The following is a 19,985-nucleotide window of genomic DNA, read 5'->3' as shown; positions in this document are numbered from 1 at the left end:
CGACCGTGTCCACGAGGTCAGGGTCGCACGATCCTCATCGCTGATCTCCAGAGCAGGTGACGGCATACGCCATCATCCCATACTGTCAATGAATTAATGACGCGCGACACTAGGAGCTCCTCGGACCCACGTCTGGGAGCCGCGCCTCGCGGTAGCGCCGGGCGACGAGGCGGACGACCAGGTCGTGCGTGCCCAGCGGTCCGGTGGGGGCGGCCCCCGCGGACCGCGCGACCGCGTGCGCCTTGTCGAGGAAGAAACCCGGGGAGAGCAGGTGGGCGGCCACCGCGACCCGGGTATGCCCGTCCTCCCGTAGCCGGGCCAGCTCCTCCTCGGGCCGGGGCCCGGGTCCGCTGAGGAAGGCGGTGCCGGCGGCGCAGCCGAGGTGCTCCGCGACGCGCTCGGCGACCGTCGCGACCTCGCCCCGCGCGTGGTCGTCGCTGCTGCCGGCGCCGAGGACGAGGACGGCGTCGGGCGGCTCCCCCGCGGGCAGCGTCTCGCGCACCCGGGCGGCCAGGGCCTGCACGACCTCGTCGGCGGTCCCGAGCGCCGGGGTCGCCGTCGCGCCCGGGACGTCGGCGAGCGCCGCGGGCACGTCGTGGTTGACGTGGTAGCCCGAGGAGAGGAAGAAGGGCACGACGACGGGGTCCTCCAGCCCGACGAGCACCTCCTCCAGCGTCGGGCCGCAGACGTCGACGAAGCCGACGACGGGAGGGGCGGGCATACCCAGCACCTCGCCCGCCCGGGCGGCGCAGGCACGCACGACCGCCTGCCCCTCGGGGCTCGCGGTGCCGTGCGCGGCGACGACGAGCGGCCGCCTCACGCGACCGCCCCGGCGCCCTCCGCCCGGGCCGGCCACCCGTGCGCCAGGGTGACGACGTCGCCGACGACGACCACGGCAGGCGAGGCGACGCCGACGCGCTCGGCGCGGTCCGCGATGTCGGCGAGGGTGCCCAGGGTGACCCGCTGCTGCGGGGTCCAGCCGTTCTCGACGATGCCGACCGGGCAGCTCGCGGGACGCCCCGCCCCGACCAGCCGGGCGGCGGTCTCGCGCAGCCCGGCGACGCCCATGAGCACGACGAGCGTGTGGTCGCCGCCGGTCGGCAGGCCGGGCAGCTCCTCGTGGCCGGTCACGACGGTGAAGCCGCGGGCCAGGCCGCGGTGCGTGACGGGGATGCCCGCCGCGGCCGGCACCGAGACCGCGCTGGTGATGCCGGGCACGACCTCCACGGAGAGCCCCATGGCCTCGCAAGCCGCACGCTCCTCGCCGCCGCGGCCCAGCACGTAGGGGTCCCCGCCCTTGAGGCGCACCACGCCCCGGCCCCGGAGCGCCTCCTCGACGAGGATCCGGTTGATCTCGTGCTGCGGCACCGGGTGGTGGTGCGGCGACTTGCCCACGTCGACGACGCGCGTGCTCTCCGGGAGGCGGGCGAGGAGGGCGCGGGGCACGAGCCGGTCGGTGACGACGACGTCGGCGGCGGCCAGGAGCGTTGCGGCGCGGCGGGTGAGCAACTGCTCGTCCCCGGGGCCGGCACCGACCAGCGCGACCCAGCCTCCGTGCGGGCGACGGCCCCGCAGGTCGACGACCCCGCTGGTCAGGTGGTCGACGAGCCCGGTGCGCACAGCCGCGGCCCGGCGCGGGTCACCGCCGGCGTGGACCGCGACACGGACCTCGCCGGTGGGCGTCGGGACCGCCGCGCGGGCCGGCACCTGCGCGCTCCCGCCGGCTGCGTCACCCGCCACGACGCAGAAGGTCTGCCGCGCCTCGGCGTCGGCGGCCACGCGCCGGTCGGTCCCGGCGTCGCCGGTAGCGGTGTGCACGAGGAAGGCGCCGTCGAGGTCGGGGGCACCGGCGTACCGGCGCGGGGTCCAGGTGATCTTCCTGCGCTCCGCCCATGCCGAGAGCTCGGGCGCCACCTGCGGCGCGACGACCTCGACCACGGCGCCCTCGTCGAGGAGGTCGCGCACGCGGCGCACGGTCACGGCTCCCCCGCCGACCGCGACGACCCGGCGCCCGCCCAGCGACAGGCCGAGCAGGAAGGGACCGGGCGACATGGGACCATCATGCACCGTTACCGAAACGGTCACCAAGTCTTGGGTATGCCTGTGGCCGCGCCGTCGGTCGGCGCCTGCCACCCCTTGGCCCACCGCCCCGGTCGGCAACCCTAGCGCGGGGCCCGGGCGAGCTGGCGGGACTGCGCGACGAGGCGCCCGGCGGAGTCCCAGACCCCGCAGTCCTCCTCGAACATCCCGCCCGCGATGGTGCAGGTCGCGTGCCGCACCCGCAGCCAGCCGGGTGCCGGCACCGCGCGGACGTGCGCGGTGAGCTCCATGGTCGGCGCGAACCGGCGCAGCTCCTCGGGTGCCATCGTGTTCGGCACGCACTCCTCGGGCGGGGGCAGGACGAGCCCGTCGGCGGTCGTGGCGACCTCGTCGGCGAGCCGGCAGAGGTCGCCGTAGGTCGCCAGCGCGGTGATCGGCACCTCCTCGCCCTGGACCAGGTCGGCCGCGACGGTGGTGGTGCTCCGGCCCTCGCGCACGGTGCGGGTCTGCACGGTCGCCGGGCCGGCGACCGAGGCCGAGAGGTAGTGCGCCGACATCGAGATCGGGTCCGGCTTCGTCGGGTTGGCTGCCCGCAGGGCGTTGCCGTTGACGGCCAGCAGATAGCCACCGTTGAGGCCGCCACCGACGGCCCACCCGTCGGTGAGGTCGGCGGCATACCCCCTGGGCCACCTCCGAGCCCTTCCAGCGCCCCGGCAGCCGCTTCGTCCCGGCGACGCGCCCATCGCCAACAGCTCCAGCGTTCACGTGAACGCTGGAGCCGATCCGGACGGGCGAGTCGTCGGGACGAAACCCGCTACCCCTGCGCCGGCTCCGGGGCGATCGCACGCGAACTCACGATGGCGTCGCGGCGCGCGAGGCGGTGCGAACGCCGGATCTCCGCCTCCCGGAACCGCCGCCGCTCCTCCTCGGTCTGCGGCAGCAGCGGGGGGACCTGGCGCGAGCTGCCCTCCTCGTCGACCGCGACGAAGACGAGGTAGGCGCTCGCGACGTGGATCGGCAGGTCGGTGCGGTCCCACCGGTCGGCCATGAGCCGCACCCCGGCCTCCATCGAGCTCGTCCCCGCCCAGTTGACCTGGGAGTGCAGGTGCAGCACGTCGCCGACCTGGACCGGGGTGACGAAGACCATCTCGTCGATGGCCACGGTGACGGTCGGGCCACCGCTGTGGCGTGCGGTGACGACGCCGGCGAGCGAGTCGGCCAGCCGCATGAGGACACCGCCGTGCACCGTCCCGAGGAGGTTGGTGTCGGTGGCACCCATGATCTGCGACAGGGTGAGCCGCGACTCCTCCGGCGCCTTGCCGGCAGGCGTCACGCGGTCCCGCCGAGCGCCTTGATGTGCTCCGGCAGCCGGACGTTGTCGCCATACATGAAGTGGTTCTGCATGTTCTCCGAGAACCGGCTGGCCTCGGTGGTCAGGCCGACCGCCTCGGCGACCTGGCGCACGAGCATGGGGGAGGCGCCGCAGCACACGCCGAGGTAGTTGATGCCGAGCGCGAAGGCCTCGGCGGCGAAGGCCCCGACCTCGTAGCGGTTGCAGGACAGCGGGTCCAGGGCGGTCGGGAAGGTGCGACCGTGCGGCGAGGGCACCATCACGCCGTTGTCGTCGGTGAGGTTGAAGAAGGTGGGCTCGGCGTCCGTGGTGCGGTAGGGGACCGGCAGCGCAGCGACGTGGCAGCTCACGGCCTCCCGGATCTGCCGCAGCCACGGCAGCATCGTGGCCGGGCCGCGGAAGCAGTTCATGCCCACGACGTCAGCGCCAGCCTGCTCCAGCCGCTGGCACACCTCGACGATCCCGACATCGTCGCGCATCTGCTCGCCGGCCATCGGCGCGACGGTGAGGACCACGGGGAGGCCGCTGGCCTTCGCGATCTCCAGCGCGGCCTGCGCCTCGCCCGCGTAGTAGAAGGTCTCGCCGACGATGAGGTCAGCGCCCTCCTCGACGGCCCACCCGACCATCTCCTCGAACATCGAGCGCACCTCGCGCTGGGCGTCGGGGTCGCTCGGGTCCCACAGGTTGCTGTTGGAGATGTTGCCGGCCACGAGGTTGCCGGGCAACTCGTCGGCCACGGACCGGGCGATCTGCAGGGCGGCCCGGTTGAGCGGCTCGAGCAGCTCCTCCTTGCCGATGACCCGCATCTTCTCGCGGTGGCCGTTGTAGGTGAACGCCTCGACGATGTCGCTGCCGGCGCGCTGGAAGTCACGGTGCAGCGCCCGCAGCGCGTCGGGGAACTCCAGGGCCACCTCGGGGACGAACTCCCCAGCGGTGAGGTAGCCGCGCCGCTCGAGCTCGAAGAGGAAGCCCTCGGCGCAGATCACCGGGCCCTCGTCGAGGCGCTCGACCAGGCCGGGTGCAGGAGTGGTGGTGGGGTCGTTGGGGGTATGCGTGTCGGTCATCCGTGCTCATCCCTCGCGAGCTCGTCGGGCACCGGGCCCGGGCAGGCCCTGCGGTCACGGCAGGTCTTCGGACTCGCGGGCTCGCCTCGTGCAAGGCACCTACCGGCGTCGCTTCCCAGGCACATCCGCCCAGTGCTTCGTGACGCGCTCGTTCCCACATACCGCTGCGGGGCAGTCCAGGACTCGCACCTGGTTCCCTCTTGCGACGACCCTCCGGAGGGGGTCGAACCGCGACGCGACGATGCTACTCCAGCGCCTGCCGTCGTCAGGTGCCGCCAGGGCCCTCGGTCCGGGCGTCGAGACACCTGCCACCCCAGCCGCAAGGATCTGCTCGTCCGCCGTCTTGATCGACAGCTCCCACAGGCTCGCAGTCGAAGCGAGCACCGACTCGGCGCGTTCCAACCGCTCGCGCACCTGCACCCAGGCGCGCGTCGTCGGTCAACAGCCAGAGCAGGACGTGGGTGTCCAGCAGGGCGCGGGTCACGGCGAACCGAGCAGCCTGGCAACCTCGTCGTCGGCCTCATGGAAGGCTCGTCCGAGTAGTCGAGCTCGAGGGTCCCGAAGACCAGCTCGGTCTCGTGGTGCGGGACCAGGTCGGCGATCGGCGTGCCGGCCCGCGCGATCGTCACCCGCCGGCCGGCGCTCACCTGCTCCAGCAGCCTCGACAGATGGGTCTTGGCCTCGTGGACGTTGACCACCATGTCCGATGTCATGGACTTAGTCCCGTTGACCAAGTGCATACCCGTCACCCGCCGAGGTGGGCGGGCAGCTCGGGGTCGAGCCCCAGCCAGGTGGCCAGGTCGTGGACCTGGGCGACCACCCGGTCGCGCCGCGCCGCGCTCCAGTCGCCGTCCTCGTGCAGGGCGTCGACCCGCATCACCCCGCGCTTGTGCTCCGCGGTGGCGTCGAGCTTGCCGACCAGCTCGTCGCCGTCGAGCACGGGCAGCGCGTAGTAGCCGAACCGCCGCTTGGCCTTCGGTTTGTACATCTCCAGCACGTAGTCGAAGGCGAAGAGGTCGGCCATCCGGTCGCGGTCGAAGACCAGCCGGTCGATCGGGCACAGCAGCGCCGCGCGCCCGGTGAAGCGGTCGTCCGGGTCGAGGTATGCCGGGTGCACCCGCCAGGTCCCCGTGACCCCGTCGATGGTCGCCTCCTCCCCGGCCACGCGCGCGTCGCCCGGCTCGACCGGGCACTCCGGACCCCGAGAGCGCAGCAGGCCCAGGGCCACGAGCCGGCGGGCGTCCTGCTCGGCCCGCGCCTGCTCCAGCGGCAGCGTGGGCGCGTCGGGGTAGACCCGCTGCGCCAGGTCCCAGAGACGCTGCCCTCCCTCGCGGCCCGAGACGGCGACCTCCCCGCGGGCGACCATGAAGTCGAGCAGCCGCTGGACGTTCTTGTCGTCGGTCCACCCGCTGGAGCGCCAGGGCACCTCGGTCGCGTCCGGGAGCGCGCCGGTGGGGGTTGGCCCCTCGGCCTCCAGGTGGGCCAGGATCTCGCGCCGGGCCCGGTCGTTGGCCTCGACCCACCGGGCGTTCGACTCCTGCCAGGGGCGCAGCGAGCCGTCCCGCCGCGACGGGGTCGGCCACCGCTCCATCTCGGCGCGGTAGAGCGCGACGTCCTCGCCCGGCCGGACGAAGCCGAGGATCTCCACGAGGGTGCGCTCGGCCAGCAGCCGGTCCAGCTCGCCCGGGTCGTAGGCGCTGCCGAGCCGGCTCCACAGCACGAGGTGCTGGGCCGGGGCCACCGCCTTGACCGGGTCGATCTGCAGCAGGGTGAGCTCACGCACCGTCTCCACGACGTCGCCGGGCCGCTGCGCCGTCAGCAGCTGGGCGCGCACCGCGATGCGCCGGGCGTCCCGGCGGGAGAGCCGGTGCACCACGTCGCGGCCGGGACTCACCGCGGCGGCTGCGCCCGCGCCCACCCGACCCCCATCCACACCATCTCCTCCAGCAGGTGGTCGTCCGCCCCGACGTCCTCGCTGCGCACCCACTCCCGCATCGGACGGCCGCGCATCTCCATGGGCGCGATGCCCTCACGGGCGCACAGCTCGCGCGCCATCGCCTCCTCGACGTGGATCATCACCCCCTGGTCCCCCGTGGCCGCGACCGCCATGCGCCCGTCGACGAGGAAGGCCAGACCGCCGAACATCGCCTTCTCGGTGACCCCCGGCTCCCCCGCGAGCAGGTCGCGGATGCGCTGCGCCAGCCCCTCGTCGTAGGCCACCTCAGGTCCACTCCGCGGGCGGCGCCCAGTCCGGCGGTGGGTCCTCACCCACCCGGCCGTCGACCGCCTCGCGCAGCAGGTCCGCGTGGCCGGTGTGCCGGGCATACTCCTCGAGGATGTCGAAAAGCATCCGGCGCAGGCTCATGTCGACGCCCCACTGCTTGCCCCACTCGATGATGTGATCCAGGCCGTGCTCCTCGATGTAGGCCCGCTGCCGGGCCCGCGTCGCGGCCACGGCCTCGACATAGCCCGAGTAGAGCTGCTCGGGGCTGTCGTCCGCGGCGCTGGTGAAGTCCCAGTCCGGCTGGGCCTCCCAGTCGACGTCGGTCCACGGGCTGCCGGGCGAGGAGCCGTCCATCCGCCAGGTCCCGGCCGTCACCTCGACGCCGGTGAGGTGCCTGAGCAGCCCGCCGAGGGTGAGGGACGAGGCCCCCACCCGGGCGCTCAGCCCCGCGGCGTCGAGGCCCTCGGCCTTCCACCACAACGTCATGCGCTGCCGGTCCAGCGCGCCGAGGAGGTGGCCGATCTCGTCGCCCGCGACCGGGGGCTCCCAGGGAGGTGCATCGCTCATGACAGGACAGTAGTGCCCGCGGCGGACAGGCGGTGTCCGCCGCGGACATCCTGAGGTGTCAGGGCAGGGTCAGGCGACCATGCCGTGCGGGTCGATGACGTACTTCGTCGCCGCGCCCTGGTCGAACTCTGCGTAGCCGCGCGGCGCGTCGTCCAGGCTGATCGTCTGGGCGTTGACGGCCTTCGCGATCTGGGCCTTGTCGTGCAGGATCATGTTCATCAGCTGCCGGTTGTAGCGCTTGACCGGGCACTGACCTGTGGTGAAGTGGTGCGACTTGGCCCAGCCCAGACCGAGGCGGACACCGAGCGTGCCCTCCTTGGCGGCGTCGTCGACAGCGCCCGGGTCACCGGTGACGTAGAGGCCGGGTATGCCGATCCCGCCGGCCGCGCGGGTCACCGTCATCGCGTCGTTGAGCACCGTGGCCGGCGCCTCGTCCGCGCCCTCGCCGTGGCCCCGGGCCTCGAACCCGACGGCGTCGACGGCCGCGTCGACCTCGCGCTCTCCGACGACCTGCTCGATCTGGTCCACGAGTTCACCGCCGGAGGACAGGTCGAGTCCGACGCAGCCGAAGCTCTCCGCCTGCTTGAGCCGGTCGGCGTTCATGTCGCCCACCATCACGACGGCCGCGCCGAGCAGCTGCGCGGCGTGCGCCGCCGCGAGGCCGACCGGACCGGCGCCCGCGACATACACCGTCGACCCGGTGGTCACCCCGGCGGTGTAGGCGCCGTGGTAGCCGGTCGGGAAGATGTCGCTGAGCATCGTGAGGTCGAGGATCTTCTCCAGCGCCTGGTCCCGGTCCGGGAACTTCAGCAGGTTGAAGTCGGCGTAGGGGATCATGACGTACTCCGCCTGCCCGCCGACCCAGCCGCCCATGTCGACGTAGCCGTAGGCGGCGCCGGCACGGGCGGGGTTGACGTTGAGGCAGACACCGGTATGCCCCTCGTGGCACATCCGGCAGCGGCCGCAGGCGATGTTGAACGGCACCGAGCAGATGTCGCCCTCGTCGACGAAGAGCACGTCGTCGCCCTTCTCCACCACCTCGCCGGTGATCTCGTGGCCCAGGCTCTGGCCGACCGGGGCGGTGGTGCGGCCGCGCACCATGTGCTGGTCCGAGCCGCAGATGTTGGTGGTGACGAGCTTGAGGATCGCCGCGTGCGGGGCGGCCTTCGCGATCCCGAAGTGGTCGGCGACCTCCCCGGGGATCTCGAGCTTGGGGTAGTCGACCGACTCCACGGCCACCTCCCCCGGGCCGGTGTAGACGACGACGCGATTTCCTTCTGCCATGGCTCTCGACTCCTGTGTCGCGGGTGGGAAATCCAGCCTGGACCCGGCCCACGCTCCCCGCAACCGCTCAGCCTCCTCTGGCACGCTCACCTGCGTGCTCCTCGACCTGTGGGACCGGGCGACCACCACGCAGCCGCCGCTGCCGTGGCAGGTCAGCCTGCTCCTGGGAGTGCTCGCGCTGCTGCTGACGTGGAGCCCGGCGGGTTATCGCCTGGTGAGACACCTGGTCACCCTGGTCCATGAGGCGGGGCACGCCCTGGTCGCCGCGCTCGTGGGCCGGCGGCTGACAGGCATCCAGCTGCACTCGGACACCTCCGGGGTCACCGTCTCGCGCGGGCGGCCCCGCGGCCCGGGGATGGTGGCGACGGTGCTCGCCGGCTACCCCGCACCGGCGCTCGTCGGCCTCGGTGGGGCGCTGCTGCTGGGCCAGGGGTATGCCGCCGGCCTGCTCTGGGCGCTCGTGCTCACCTGCGCGCTCATGCTCGTGCTCATCCGCAACCTCTACGGGCTGTGGGTGGTCGCCGCGACCGGGGCCAGCGTCGCGCTGCTGTCGTGGTCGGCGACGGGCACGGTGCTGTCCGCGGCGGCATACCTCGTCGTGTGGTCGGTCCTGCTCGCCGCGCCACGGGCCGTGGTCGAGGTGCAGCGGCAGCGGCGCCGGGGGGCGCGCGGGAGCGACGTCGACCAGCTCGCGCGGCTGACCAGGGTGCCCGGGGCGGTGTGGTTCGGGCTGTTCTGGCTGGTGTGTGTCGCCGCGCTCGTGCTCGGTGCCCGGGAGCTCGTGCCTCTGTCGTGAGGGTGGACGGTCAGGGCTTGCGGTAGCCGAGCTCGCGGAAGTCGCCGCGGTAGAAGCGCCGGATCATCCGGCGGGTGCCCTCGTGATCTCGACGTCGGCCGAGCGGCGCGGGCCTGAGCTGCTGTCCTTGAACTGCTCCGGGCCGCCCTCCAGGCCGAGGTCGTGCTCCCGGCTCAGCCGCCTCATCGCGGCGCTGAGACCGTCCTCGAGACGCACCACGGTCGTGCCGGGGACGAGGAACTCGTGCTGCGGCCGGACGTGGTTGTCGAAGAGGTAGGGGTTCTTCGCGTAACGCTTCTGCACCCGCTCGAACCACTGCTGCACCGCGCGACCGCCCAGGTCGACCTCGTCCTTCTTGCGGTGCCGCCAGACATACTCCGAGCGGAAGCGGGCCACCGGGTCGCGGACGACGGCGAAGACGAGGTCGAAGCGCTCGACCCGGAAGAGCTGCTGCAGCGGCTCCCCGTGGAGGTGCTGCGGGCCGCACCACATCAGGGCGTTGCGGGTGCCGGGGCCGTACTTCGCGTCGAAGAACGACTGCTGCCAACCGTTGGCGCGGAAGAGGTGCTCGACCGAGGTGCCGCCCGTCTTCGGGATGTGGACGAACAGCACGGACCGGCCGTCCTTGCGGTAGACGGGCACGCGGGTCTCCTCACGGTCGGGGTCGGGCAGCAGGGCTCAGGCTACGACGATCTCCAGCTCGAAACCCTGCACGTTCTCCACGAAGAGCGCCGTATGCCCCGGGCCGCCCGCGTGCGGGTAGGCGTCGGCGAAGAGCTCGGACCAGGCATGGCCAGCGGCCTCCGCACGCAGGGCGTCCAGCGTCGGGCGGTCCTCGACGCACAGGGCGAGGTGGTTGAGCCCGGCGCGCATCCGGTCGTGCGGGCCGGTTACGGCAGGCGACTCCTCCAGGGTGACGTAGGCGCCGCTGGCGTGACGCCACACCCTCCCCTGCGGCCAAGCCGGGTCGTGGTCGGCCGCCCAGCCCAGCCGGGGCAGCAGCCACCCGAAGGACGCCTCGACCTGGTCGAGGTCGTGGGTCCAGAGCTCGATGTGGTGGACCGGGTTCCTCATGCTGGCCCCTCGCAGCCGGTGGCGACGGCGAGGGCGCGGCAGACCTGGCTCATCCGGGCGGAGCCGAGGCGTCCGAGACGGTGGGTCAGCACCTGGGTCGCGACGTCGACCACAGCGTCGAGCTGCACCACGCAGGAGGTGGGGACCGGGTCGTCCTGAGGCTCCAGCCGCACCTCGCTGGGGAGGCCGCGGACCGTGGTGCTGCAGGCCGCGACCATGCTGCGTCGACGGCCACGGATCGCGGCGTCGCGGCTGAGCACGACCACCGGGCGGGCGCCCACCTCGACGTCGGCCCACCAGACCTCGCCGCGCTCGGGCAGGTCCACTGTCAGCTCCGGCTCGCGGCGTCGAGGAAGGCCGGCACGTCTCCCCACTCGTCGGCGACGTCCGCGGGCAGCCGGGCATAGCCCTCGGCATACTCGCGGTCGATCTGCGCGGCACGGTGCTCACGGAGCAGCGCTGTCAACGCCCGCTCCACGAGCGAGGACTCGGTGGTGCCCGTGCCCAGCGCTCGCGCCCGTGCCAGCAGGTCGGCGTCGACGGTCGTGCTGATCCTCACCCGTGCCATGCCACCAGTATGCCACGCACGTGGCACGGTCACTCGGACGGCATGACGACCCAGAGCACGAGGTAGGCCAGGACCTGCGGGCCAGGGAGCAGGCAGGACAGCACGAACAGGACCCGGACGAGCGTCGGGCTCATGCCGAAGCGGCGGCCGAGGCCGGCGCAGACGCCGGCGATGACACGGTCGTGGCGGGGACGGGCGAGGGCGGGTGCAGAAGCCATGACCACCACGCTAGGCGCGCCGCGGGGTGGCGGCCATCGGGGTCGCCACCGGATCGCGGTGGGGTTGTCCCCCGTTCCAACAGCCCCACGGGGCGAGCTTCCGGGCGTCCCGCGGCCGGACCGACGTCGGCCTAGCCTGACCTCCATCGGGAAGTTCGCCGATGGAGGTCGTGCTATCCCGTGGTCAGTCCCGGGTGGGGGTGTGCCGGGCCGCTGCCCTCGGCACCCGGGCCAGCCGGGCGACCTCGTCGGTCGGCACCTCCTGGGCCTCGTTGGGGTGGCGCTGCGGCACCTCGTCGGCCACTCGGTAGACGCCGTCGGTCCGGGTGAACCACCGGTAGTCGACGAGCTCACGACGCAGCGAGGCGACGTCGTCGTGCGCGGTGGCGAGGATCGCGTTGACCTCTCGCTCGGCATACTCGCGGCCCCGCTCGAAGCGGGTGAGCAGCTCCATGAGCACGGCGGCCCGAGGGCGCCGCCGGGTCGGGATCGAGCGCAGCCGCTCGCCGTCGAAGAAGGAGCCCACGGCCCGGTCCGCGGCGAGGTCGGTCTCCACCACGAGGGCGTGGGGCGGTGGGGCAGCGAGCAGCGCCGCGCGGGCAGTCGTGTAGTTCTCGCCGGTGCGGGCCATCCGCTCACGCACCCGGGCCTTGAGGTCGGCATCGATCGTCATGTCACTCGCTCCCGGATCGTCGCCCCAGCCGCGGCCGATCCTGCTGCGGGTTCCAGACAGGTATGCCGTCTCTCGCCTGCGAGGATCCGCTCCCCTTCGCCCCGGTGACCGGCCGGCTGGGGGCGGGTCGGGCTCGGCGGTGCAGCGCCGCCGTGGGTCCGAGCATACCGACCGATGCCGGCACGCCCCGGCCTGCCGTGGGCACCGCCCTGCGCCGTCAGCTGGTCGGCTCTGCCGGGTGTGCCTCAAGCACCTCCCGCGCGACCTCGCGCATGAGCGCGACCGCCTCCGGGGGCTCGACCACCTGCACCCACGAGCCGAAGCCGGCCATCATCCCGACCAGGCCGCGCAGCGAGCCGACCGGGGCCCGCAGCAGCACATGGCCGGGTCCGTCGTCGGTCCGCTCGACGGGTCCGCGGAGCACCATCGCGAGCTGCCGCCGCGCGAGGTCCGCCTGGTCGGCCCGCACCCGCAGCGTCACCGGCGTGCTCAGGCGATGCTGCCAGGTGTCGCGCAGCTCGTGCCACGTCGCCAGCAGGTCCAGCCCTGCCGGCCGGCGGGCCTGCACGTCCAGCACCTCCAGCCGCTCGAAGCGGTCCACCCGGTAGGTGTGCGGGCGCCCGCGGTGGGCGGCGACGAGGTACCAGCTCTGCCCGGCGAGGACCAGGCCCCAGGGGTCCAGCGTGCGTCGCCCGCTCCAGTCCGAGGACGCCGCACGGTAGACCGCCCTGATCCGACGGTCCGCCTCGACCGCCGCCATGAGCTCGCGCAGCCGCGCCGGCTGGTGCCGGCTACCCGACCACCCGCCCGGGTCGACCACGACGCGCTCCAGGGCGTGGCCGATGTCGCCCGTACGGCGCTGGGGCAGACCCGTCGCCAGCTTGCGGAGCGCGGCCGCGTAGTCCTGCCCCATCCCGAGCGCGTCCGCCACCCCCGCGCCGCCGGCGACGAAGAGGGCGCGCGACTCGGCGTCGGTCAGCTCCTCGACGTCGGGCCGGTAGCCGGGCAGCAGGGCGTAGCCGCCGCCCCGCCCACGCTCGGCATACACCGGGACGCCGGCGAGCGAGAGGGCCTCGACGTCGCGCATGACGGTGCGGCGACTCACCTCCAGCCGACGCGCCAGCTCGGTCGCGCTGAGCCTCCCGTGGGCGCGCAGCAGCCCCACGAGCTGGAGCAGGCGTTCGGTGCGCACGGGTCGAGAATGGCACGGAACGGTGACACCAGGTGTCAGGTATACCGGTCGAGACTCGGTGCATCGGGGGACCTCCCGACACCCAGACGAAGGAGACGACCATGACCCAGCAGCCCGACCTGCGCCCCGTCCTGGCACGCACCCAGGAATGGGTGGCGGACCTCGTGGACGGCGTGCGCGCCGATCAGATGCAGACCAGGACGCCGTGCGCGCAGTGGGACGTCGCAGAGCTCGTCGAGCACCTCTTCGCCGTCGAGCACCGCGTCGCGGTCCTGCCCGTAAAGGGCACCGTCGACGACGAGCCGGTCGCCATCCCGCTGCCGAAGGACGTCTCCGCGGGGTTCCGCGACGCCGTGCGCCGGGCCCAGGACGCGTGGGCCGACGACGCGGTGATGGACGCTCAGCTCTCGCCGCCGTGGGGCACCATGCCGGGCCGCGCGGTGCTGGGCGGCTACGTGCAGGAGCACCTCGTGCACGGGTGGGATCTCGCGTCGGCCACCGGCCAGGACGGCGAGGCGCTGGCCGAGGTGTCCGAGCAGGTGCTGCCGATGATCAAGGAGTTCCTTCCCGCGCAGACCCGGTCCGAGGACTGGATCCCCTTCGACGCGCCGGTCGAGCCGGCCTCCGACGCCGGCCCCACCGAGCGGCTGGCCAACTGGCTCGGACGCACGACCCGCTGAGAGAGGCCTCGGGTTGGCAGTGGCGCTACGGGGTCAACCCGGACAGAACCGCCCTGCAGACCTCCTCCGGTGCGTCCAGCCAGGGATAGTGGGCGGCGCCCTCGATCTCCACGACCCGGCCTCTCGGGAACAGCGTCGCCAGCTCGTCGGCCTGGCGCGGGGTGGGCCCGACGTCGAGGCGTCCGGTAATGACGGTGACGTCCCCGGGAAAGGCCGTCGCTGCCGCGCGGAGTCGGCCGGGGTCGGGCCGGGGGGCGGCGTAGTAGGCGGCCAACCGCTCGCCCTGGTCGACCGAGCCTGTGCCCGCCAGGGCGGCCACCTGGTCGTCCCACCGACCGAAGGTCAGCCGCAACTCCTCGGGGTAGGTCGCGCCCTCGAGCCAGCGGACCTTCCGCGACTCCTCGAAGCCGGGCTCCGCGCGTCGGGCCCGCACGATCCGGGCGGCACCGTCGACATCGTCAGCAATCCCCATGGCCCGGACCGCGGGGCTCATCAGGACGAGACGAGCGACGCGATCGGGGTGCGCCGCGAGGTAGGCGAGTGCGAGCACGGCGCCGGCCGAGTGCGCGAGCACGTCGATGCGGGAGAGCCCGAGGTCGTTTCGCACTGCCTCGACGACGGGGACCAGGTCCTCCACCCTGGTGCGCGGAAGGACGGGAACAACCAGCTGGCGTGAGGCAGCCAGACCGCCGAGGTCTCCCAGGTAGTGCCCATCCCGCACGGGCCCGCCAGGCAGCACCACGAGTGGATCACCGTCGCCGACGACGCGGTAGGGCGCGTCCTCGACACCCCTGAGATCGTCCGGGGTGAGGATCAGTGTCAGCGCCCGCACGAGTGCCGGCCCGGCGAGGTCGACCGGCCCGGGCGCGGAGGCGGCATACCTCCGTGCCTCGGCGAGCAGGCCGAGCCTGGCCAGGCTCTCTCCCGGACTGAACCCCTCGAAGTGTGCCGCGAGAAGGTGGTCGCCCTCGCCGGTCAACCAGAGGTCGACGCAGCCGCCCTCGTTGCCGGAGACGTCCGTGATCTGCGGGATGTGGGGGAGGGCGTCGGCGAGCAGGTCGTGGGCACAGCAGAAGCCGACATCCGACGGGCCTCCCCCGTCCAGGCCGACGTCCCCTTGCGCCCAGGACCCACCGAAGGGCGCCAGCAGCCCGCCGATGGCCCTGAGGAGGTCGTCCCACGTCATCAGACCACCCTGGCAGATCGTGGAACGGCACGCCTCAGGGTTTCGCCTGTCGGGGACCGGTGTAGATCCCGCGCAGCCGGAAGCGCATCCCGGGCTCCGCGAGCTCCTCGATCGCGTGCGCGGCCCAGCCGGCGGTGCGGGCGCAGGCGAAGATCACGGCGCCCGCGTCGCGTGGCAGGCCGTGCTCCAGGGTGAGCAGCGCGAGTGCGACGTCGACGGTGAGGACCCAGCCACGTCGCTCGAGCAGCTCGCCCTCCAGCAGCTCCAGCGAAGCGCGAACCTCCGGGGCAGCGCCGGGCAGGATCCGCTCCAGCAGCAGCTGGGCCCGCGGGTCCTGCTCGGTGTAGACGACGTGGCCGAAGCCGGGCGGCGGCCCGCCGGTGAGCGCGGCGTCAAGGGCGGAGCGCGGGTCCTGCAGCGCCGGCCGCAGCCAGTCGACAGCGCGCATCGACGCGCCGACGTGCAGCGGGCTGTCGGCGGCGGCGAGCCCCGCGAGCAGCCCCGAGTAGGCATCGCTCCCGGCCGACACGGCGACCCGCACGGCCGTCGTCGACACCGCCAGGTCGTGGTCGGCCAGCAGCACCAGCGCCACGTCGAGCAGGTCACTCGGCAGGTCGAGGTATGCCCGCAGCGCCTCCGCGAGCGCACCCGCCCCCGGTGACCCCGTGGACGGGTCCGACCCGCACGCAGCGCTCGGCCCAGAGCTGGCCCGCGCCGGACCGGCGCCGGATGACGCGAGCGAGCCGGCCATCGCTGCCGCAGCCCGGGCCCCGGCCGCCGCGAACCCCTCGGCGCTGCGGTCGTGCCGGCCCAGGTCTTCCTGCGCCGCGAGGAGCACGGCGTGCTTCATGCGGTCGAGCGACGGCGTCCCCGCAGGCAGCGCCGCGAGCACCCCCGACCGGATACCCCTCCCGTCCGGTCCCTCACCCGACCGGGCACCCCTGACGTCCGACGCCCCGGAGGCGTCGGCGAGCGGCACGCCGGTGAGCAGGTCGCGTACCTCCTCGAAGGTCCGCGACCCCGCCAGGTCTCGCACGTCGTGACCCCGGTAGGCGAGCGACCCCGGCCCGACCTGCGTGATCCGGGTACGCACGTCATCGCTGGTGGCGCGCCCCACGCCGCGGCTCCCCCGGTGCCCCGAGCGCCCAGGACGGCCCGCGAGCACGCTCACCTCCTCGACGTCGAAGAGGCTGCCCACCCCCGGCTCGCGCCGCATCGGCGTCAGCACGCCACGGCTGACGTAGGCATACACCGTCTGCACCTTGACCCCGAGGTAGTCGGCCGCCTGCGCCGTGGTCAGCAGTCCGACCGGGCCGCTCACATTGATCCGATCAACGTTGACACCCGATCAACCTAGCGGCAGTCTCCCCTCATGACCAGCACCGTGCAGCACGCCCCGCCCGGCCTCAAGGGCCTCGTCGTCGCCCGCACCCGCACCGGGGGTGTCGAGGGGCAGGAGGGCTTCTACCACTTCCGGGAGTACTCCGCGCTCGACCTGGCCCGGCACCGGTCCTTCGAGGACGTCGTCCACCTCATGATCGAGGGGCACCTGCCCGACGCGGCGGAGTCACGCGCCTTCGCCGACGAGCTCGCCGCCGCCTCGATGCTCCCCCACGAGCTGCTCGAGCAGCTGCTGGCCATCGCCCGCTCGGGCCCGGACCGTGCGTCGCTCGCCCGGCTGCGCACGGCGGTGTCGCTGCTCGGCTCGGTGGAGGACTTCCCCGCCACCTACGGCGCCACCCAGGAGCAGGTTCGGGCCGGCGTGCTCCGGCTCGTCGGCGCGGTCCCGGTGCTCCAGGCAGCGCTCTTCCGGCTGCGCGCGGGTATGCCGCCGCTCGAGCCCCGCCCGGAGCTCGGCGCCGCCGGCAGCTGGCTGTGGATGCTCACCGGGCAGGAGCCGGCACCCGAGCACGCGGAGGCGGTCACGGCATACCTCATCAGCACGGTCGACCACGGCTTCAGCGCCTCGACCTTCACCGCCCGCGTGGTGACGTCGGCGGGTGCGGACGTCGCGTCCGCGGTGTGCGCCGCCCTCGGCACCTTCTCCGGGCCGCTGCACGGCGGAGCACCCGACCGGGCGCTCGACGCCCTCGACGAGATCGGCACGCCGGACCGCGCGCGCGACTGGGTCCGCGAGCGGGTCTCGAAGGGCGAGCGGATCATGGGTTTCGGGCACGCGGTCTACCGCACGACCGACCCGCGTGCCGTGCTCATGCGGGAGCACGTGCAGCGCCTCGGTGGGCCGCTCGCCGAGCTGGCCGTGGCGGTCGAGCGGGAGGTCGTCGGCGCCCTCGCCGAGCTCAAGCCGGGCCGCGAGCTGCACACCAACGTGGAGTACTACGCGGGCGTGGTCATGGAGCAGTGCGGCATCCCGCGGGCGATGTTCACCCCGACCTTCGCGGTGGCGCGCGTCGTCGGCTGGGGCGCGCACATCCTCGAGCAGACCGAGGACCCGCGGATCATCCGGCCGTCCGCGGAGTACGCCGGGCCACCCGCCCCGGCGCCGCTGCCCTGAGCCCTGGTCTGCTGCGGTGAGCCCCGACCCCACGCAGCGCACCCTGACCACCGCGGGCCTGCGCCTGTCGACGCTCGCGACCGGCGCCTCGGTGACGTCCTGCGAGGTCGAGGACGCCGACGGCGGGTGGACCGAGGTGGTCCTGGGCCACCGGGACCTGCGCTCCTACGCCCGCGGGGGCTACCTCGGTGCCACCATCGGCCGGGTGGGCAACCGCATCGCCGGCGGCTCCTTCGAGCTGGACGGCACGGCATACGACCTCACGGTCAACGACCGCGGCGACACGCTGCACGGCGGCGCGGCGGGTTTCGACCTGCAGGAGTGGCGGCTCGTCGAGGAGGGTCCGGCCCACGTCACGTGGGGGCTCGTCTCGCCCGACGGCGACCACGCTTCCCGGGCGAGGTCGAGGTCGAGGTCGAGGTGAGGTATGCCCTCGCCCCGGAGACCTTCACCTCGTGCACGCTGTGGCGGCTGAGCACCTCCTGACCGCCGTGACCGCCACCCGGCGCCGCCGCGGTGGGAGACTGGGGCGATGAGCCAGCCCGCCACCCGCCGACCCGACCTGCCCGCCTGGGCGCGGCGCGTCATACCGGTCCTCGTGCTCGTGGCGCTGATGTGGGTCAGCGAGATCGTCGACCTCGTGCTGCCGCTGCGGCTCGACCAGTTCGGCATCCGGCCGCGCGACCCCGGGCATCTTGCGGGCATCGTGCTCAGCCCGTTCCTGCACCTCGGCTTCGGGCACCTGCTCGCCAACACGGTCACGCTGCTCGTGCTCGGCTCGCTGCTCGCCCTGACGACGCGCCACCTGTGGCTCGTGACCGGCGGCGTGGTGCTGCTCGGCGGGCTCGGGGTCTGGCTGCTCGGCGGGCCGGGGACGGTGCACATCGGGGCCAGCGGCGTGGTCTACGGGTATGCCGCCTTCCTCGCGGTCTACGGCTTCGTCGCCCGCCGGGTGTGGCAGGCGGTGCTCGGGCTGCTCGTGGTCGTGGTCTACGGCTCGATGCTGTGGGGCGTGCTGCCGGTGCGCGAGGGCGTCTCCTGGCAGGCGCACCTCTTCGGCGCTGCTGCGGGGGTGGCGCTGGCGGTCTGGCTGGGCCGCCGGGACCGCTCGCGCGTGCCGGTGGCCTCTCGGTGATCTGACGCCAGCACCCCGACCGGCCGCACGAGCTGAGTCCACCGACCGCGGGGTCATTGCCCACCGACCGTGGAAGTCTCGCCGGGGCAGGCATTCCACGGTCAGCGGGCGGCCGCAGCGAGTGTGGTGACCGTAGAAGTCTCGCCGGGGCAGGCATTCCACGGTCAGCGCGTCAGACGAGCACGACCAGCGCCACCACGACGACCAGGATGAGGACGTCGACCATGACGCACACTGTGGCGCACGGCCGGAGGAATGCCGCGCAGCCCCGCGCGTTGACCTGGGTATGAAGCGCATCGGCTTTCTCTCCTTCGGCCACTGGACCCCGCACCCGCAGTCCGCGACCAGGTCGGCCTCCGACGTCCTGCTGCAGTCGATCGACCTCGCCGTCGCCGCGGAGGAGCTCGGCGCGGACGGCGCCTACTACCGGGTGCACCACTTCGCCCGGCAGCTCGCCTCGCCGTTCCCGCTGCTGGCGGCGGTCGGCGCGCGGACACAGCGGATCGAGATCGGCACCGGGGTCATCGACATGCGCTACGAGAACCCGCTCTACATGACCGAGGACGCCAGCGCGGCCGACCTCATCTCCGGCGGTCGGCTGCAGCTCGGCATCAGCCGCGGCAGCCCCGAGCAGGTCGTCGAGGGCTATCGCTACTTCGGGCACGACCCCGCGGAGGGCGAGACCGACGCCGACATGGCGCGACGGCATACCGCGCGCTTCCTGGAGGCGCTCTCCGGTGAGGGCTTCGCCGAGCCCAACCCGCGCCCGATGTTTCCCAACCCGCCGGGGTTGCTGCGGCTGGAGCCGCACTCCGAGGGGCTGCGCGAGCGCATCTGGTGGGGTGCCGGCACCCGCGGGACCGCCGAGTGGGCCGCCGAGCAGGGGATGAACCTCATGTCGTCCACGCTGCTCACCGAGGACACCGGCGTCCCCTTCCACCAGCTGCAGGCCGAGCAGATCCAGCGCTACCGCGACGCCTGGACCGCGGCCGGGCACACCCGCGAGCCGCGGGTGTCGGTCAGCCGCAGCGTCTTCCCGCTGCGCACCGACCAGGACCACGCCTACTTCGGGCTGGAGCGGCGCAGCACCGACCAGGTCGGCATCATCGACGGTGCACGGGCCACCTTCGGCAAGACGTATGCCGCCGAGCCCGAGGAGCTCGCGCGGCAGCTCGCGGCCGACGAGGCGGTCGCCGCCGCGGACACGCTGCTGCTGACGGTCCCCAACCAGCTCGGCGTCGACTACTGCGCGCACGTCATCGAGGGCGTGCTGGAGGTGGCGGCCGAGCTCGGCTGGCGCTGAGCTGTAGGCCGGGGGGTGCGGTCGGTCTTGCCTGACCTACCTCGGGCTGTAGGGCGATGAAGGTTGCACGAGACCGACCACACTCCGGCCGAGGACGGGGGGGAGCCCGTGATCG

General features: G+C 73.5%; 24 protein-coding genes, 1 pseudogene and 1 riboswitch. Of the genes and pseudogenes, 6 read left to right on the top strand and 19 right to left on the bottom strand.

The window, feature by feature from the left end; translation table 11 throughout:
• Positions 1 to 109: 109 nt before the first annotated feature.
• The 10 genes and pseudogenes from BJF86_RS12260 to fdhA form a co-directional block, all read right to left on the bottom strand.
• Entirely contained in the window at positions 110 to 820 is a 711-nt protein-coding gene (locus BJF86_RS12260; RefSeq protein ID WP_075819345.1) for a sirohydrochlorin chelatase, read from the bottom strand.
• Positions 817 to 2,052, bottom strand: coding sequence for a uroporphyrinogen-III C-methyltransferase (cobA, locus tag BJF86_RS12255; protein ID WP_075819305.1), 1,236 nt, complete (start codon positions 2,050 to 2,052; stop codon positions 817 to 819). Before cobA ends, BJF86_RS12260 begins: the two co-directional genes overlap by 4 nt.
• Positions 2,053 to 2,162: 110 nt before the next feature.
• Positions 2,163 to 2,783, bottom strand: a complete 621-nt coding sequence (locus BJF86_RS12250; RefSeq protein WP_075819303.1) for a thioesterase family protein — start codon at positions 2,781 to 2,783, stop codon at positions 2,163 to 2,165.
• Between the two features lie 71 nt (positions 2,784 to 2,854).
• The gene (locus tag BJF86_RS12245) at positions 2,855 to 3,373 is read right to left on the bottom strand and encodes an acyl-CoA thioesterase (protein WP_075819301.1); all 519 of its coding nucleotides are present in this window, start codon (positions 3,371 to 3,373) and stop codon (positions 2,855 to 2,857) included.
• The gene (locus BJF86_RS12240; RefSeq protein ID WP_075819299.1) at positions 3,370 to 4,455 is read right to left on the bottom strand and encodes a homocysteine S-methyltransferase family protein; all 1,086 of its coding nucleotides are present in this window, start codon (positions 4,453 to 4,455) and stop codon (positions 3,370 to 3,372) included. Before BJF86_RS12240 ends, BJF86_RS12245 begins: the two co-directional genes overlap by 4 nt.
• Positions 4,456 to 4,495: 40 nt before the next feature.
• Positions 4,496 to 4,703, bottom strand: a riboswitch (cobalamin riboswitch).
• Between the two features lie 381 nt (positions 4,704 to 5,084).
• A pseudogene (locus BJF86_RS19005) lies at positions 5,085 to 5,156 on the bottom strand (type II toxin-antitoxin system prevent-host-death family antitoxin); the annotation flags it as partial.
• A 44-nt stretch (positions 5,157 to 5,200) separates the two neighbouring features.
• Positions 5,201 to 6,388 (bottom strand): DNA glycosylase AlkZ-like family protein, encoded by a 1,188-nt coding sequence (locus tag BJF86_RS12230; RefSeq protein ID WP_237768200.1) that lies wholly within the window; start codon positions 6,386 to 6,388, stop codon positions 5,201 to 5,203.
• Positions 6,346 to 6,675, bottom strand: coding sequence for a TfoX/Sxy family protein (locus tag BJF86_RS12225; RefSeq protein WP_075813407.1), 330 nt, complete (start codon positions 6,673 to 6,675; stop codon positions 6,346 to 6,348). Before BJF86_RS12225 ends, BJF86_RS12230 begins: the two co-directional genes overlap by 43 nt.
• A gap of 1 nt (position 6,676) precedes the next feature.
• Positions 6,677 to 7,246, bottom strand: coding sequence for a DUF664 domain-containing protein (locus BJF86_RS12220; RefSeq protein ID WP_075819297.1), 570 nt, complete (start codon positions 7,244 to 7,246; stop codon positions 6,677 to 6,679).
• Between the two features lie 69 nt (positions 7,247 to 7,315).
• Positions 7,316 to 8,530, bottom strand: a complete 1,215-nt coding sequence (fdhA, locus tag BJF86_RS12215; RefSeq protein WP_075819295.1) for a formaldehyde dehydrogenase, glutathione-independent — start codon at positions 8,528 to 8,530, stop codon at positions 7,316 to 7,318.
• Positions 8,531 to 8,624: 94 nt separating this feature from the next.
• Here fdhA and BJF86_RS12210 point away from each other — a divergent pair, with 94 nt between their 5' ends.
• On the top strand, positions 8,625 to 9,326 hold the full coding sequence (locus tag BJF86_RS12210; RefSeq protein WP_075819293.1) for a M50 family metallopeptidase: 702 nt from the start codon (positions 8,625 to 8,627) through the stop codon (positions 9,324 to 9,326).
• A gap of 63 nt (positions 9,327 to 9,389) precedes the next feature.
• On the opposite strand, the gene BJF86_RS12205 is transcribed toward BJF86_RS12210, so the two are convergent.
• From BJF86_RS12205 to BJF86_RS12175, 7 genes are all read right to left on the bottom strand, one after another.
• The gene (locus tag BJF86_RS12205; RefSeq protein ID WP_075819291.1) at positions 9,390 to 9,968 is read right to left on the bottom strand and encodes a sulfotransferase family 2 domain-containing protein; all 579 of its coding nucleotides are present in this window, start codon (positions 9,966 to 9,968) and stop codon (positions 9,390 to 9,392) included.
• 36 nt (positions 9,969 to 10,004) lie between these two features.
• On the bottom strand, positions 10,005 to 10,400 hold the full coding sequence (locus BJF86_RS12200; RefSeq protein ID WP_075819289.1) for a VOC family protein: 396 nt from the start codon (positions 10,398 to 10,400) through the stop codon (positions 10,005 to 10,007).
• Positions 10,397 to 10,726, bottom strand: coding sequence for a type II toxin-antitoxin system PemK/MazF family toxin (locus BJF86_RS12195; protein WP_075819287.1), 330 nt, complete (start codon positions 10,724 to 10,726; stop codon positions 10,397 to 10,399). Before BJF86_RS12195 ends, BJF86_RS12200 begins: the two co-directional genes overlap by 4 nt.
• Before the next feature lie 2 nt (positions 10,727 to 10,728).
• A complete protein-coding gene (locus BJF86_RS12190) occupies positions 10,729 to 10,968 on the bottom strand; it encodes a type II toxin-antitoxin system VapB family antitoxin (protein ID WP_075819285.1) in 240 nt (79 codons plus the stop codon).
• Between the two features lie 29 nt (positions 10,969 to 10,997).
• Entirely contained in the window at positions 10,998 to 11,186 is a 189-nt protein-coding gene (locus BJF86_RS12185; protein WP_075819282.1) for a PspC domain-containing protein, read from the bottom strand.
• 184 nt (positions 11,187 to 11,370) lie between these two features.
• Entirely contained in the window at positions 11,371 to 11,859 is a 489-nt protein-coding gene (locus tag BJF86_RS12180) for a DUF2087 domain-containing protein (RefSeq protein ID WP_075819280.1), read from the bottom strand.
• Between the two features lie 217 nt (positions 11,860 to 12,076).
• Positions 12,077 to 13,051: a helix-turn-helix transcriptional regulator gene (locus BJF86_RS12175; RefSeq protein WP_075819278.1), complete on the bottom strand. Its 975-nt coding sequence runs from the start codon at positions 13,049 to 13,051 to the stop codon at positions 12,077 to 12,079.
• Between the two features lie 101 nt (positions 13,052 to 13,152).
• On the opposite strand from BJF86_RS12175, the gene BJF86_RS12170 reads away from it, so the two are divergent.
• Complete coding sequence (locus tag BJF86_RS12170; RefSeq protein WP_075819276.1) at positions 13,153 to 13,731, top strand: TIGR03086 family metal-binding protein; 579 nt, start codon at positions 13,153 to 13,155, stop codon at positions 13,729 to 13,731.
• 25 nt (positions 13,732 to 13,756) lie between these two features.
• Here BJF86_RS12170 and BJF86_RS12165 read toward each other — a convergent pair whose 3' ends face one another.
• A complete protein-coding gene (locus BJF86_RS12165) occupies positions 13,757 to 14,917 on the bottom strand; it encodes an alpha/beta fold hydrolase (protein WP_083653027.1) in 1,161 nt (386 codons plus the stop codon).
• A gap of 34 nt (positions 14,918 to 14,951) precedes the next feature.
• Positions 14,952 to 16,238 (bottom strand): citrate synthase, encoded by a 1,287-nt coding sequence (locus BJF86_RS12160; RefSeq protein WP_083653026.1) that lies wholly within the window; start codon positions 16,236 to 16,238, stop codon positions 14,952 to 14,954.
• Between the two features lie 51 nt (positions 16,239 to 16,289).
• Here BJF86_RS12160 and BJF86_RS12155 point away from each other — a divergent pair, with 51 nt between their 5' ends.
• The 4 genes from BJF86_RS12155 to BJF86_RS12140 all read left to right on the top strand — a co-directional run bounded on the left by BJF86_RS12155 (position 16,290) and on the right by BJF86_RS12140 (position 19,870).
• Entirely contained in the window at positions 16,290 to 17,432 is a 1,143-nt protein-coding gene (locus BJF86_RS12155) for a citrate/2-methylcitrate synthase (RefSeq protein WP_075819274.1), read from the top strand.
• A gap of 16 nt (positions 17,433 to 17,448) precedes the next feature.
• Positions 17,449 to 17,856, top strand: a complete 408-nt coding sequence (locus BJF86_RS12150; RefSeq protein WP_075819272.1) for a hypothetical protein — start codon at positions 17,449 to 17,451, stop codon at positions 17,854 to 17,856.
• Between the two features lie 108 nt (positions 17,857 to 17,964).
• Positions 17,965 to 18,567, top strand: a complete 603-nt coding sequence (locus BJF86_RS12145; protein WP_075819270.1) for a rhomboid family intramembrane serine protease — start codon at positions 17,965 to 17,967, stop codon at positions 18,565 to 18,567.
• Between the two features lie 286 nt (positions 18,568 to 18,853).
• The gene (locus tag BJF86_RS12140; RefSeq protein ID WP_075819268.1) at positions 18,854 to 19,870 is read left to right on the top strand and encodes an LLM class flavin-dependent oxidoreductase; all 1,017 of its coding nucleotides are present in this window, start codon (positions 18,854 to 18,856) and stop codon (positions 19,868 to 19,870) included.
• The last annotated feature ends 115 nt before the right edge of the window (positions 19,871 to 19,985 follow it).

Origin of the sequence: Serinicoccus sp. CNJ-927, assembly GCF_001942435.1 — a bacterium.
GTDB lineage: Bacteria > Actinomycetota > Actinomycetes > Actinomycetales > Dermatophilaceae > Ornithinicoccus > Ornithinicoccus marinus.
Note: the sequence above shows the minus strand (reverse complement) of the source record. Positions and strands in the feature narration are given on the sequence as shown.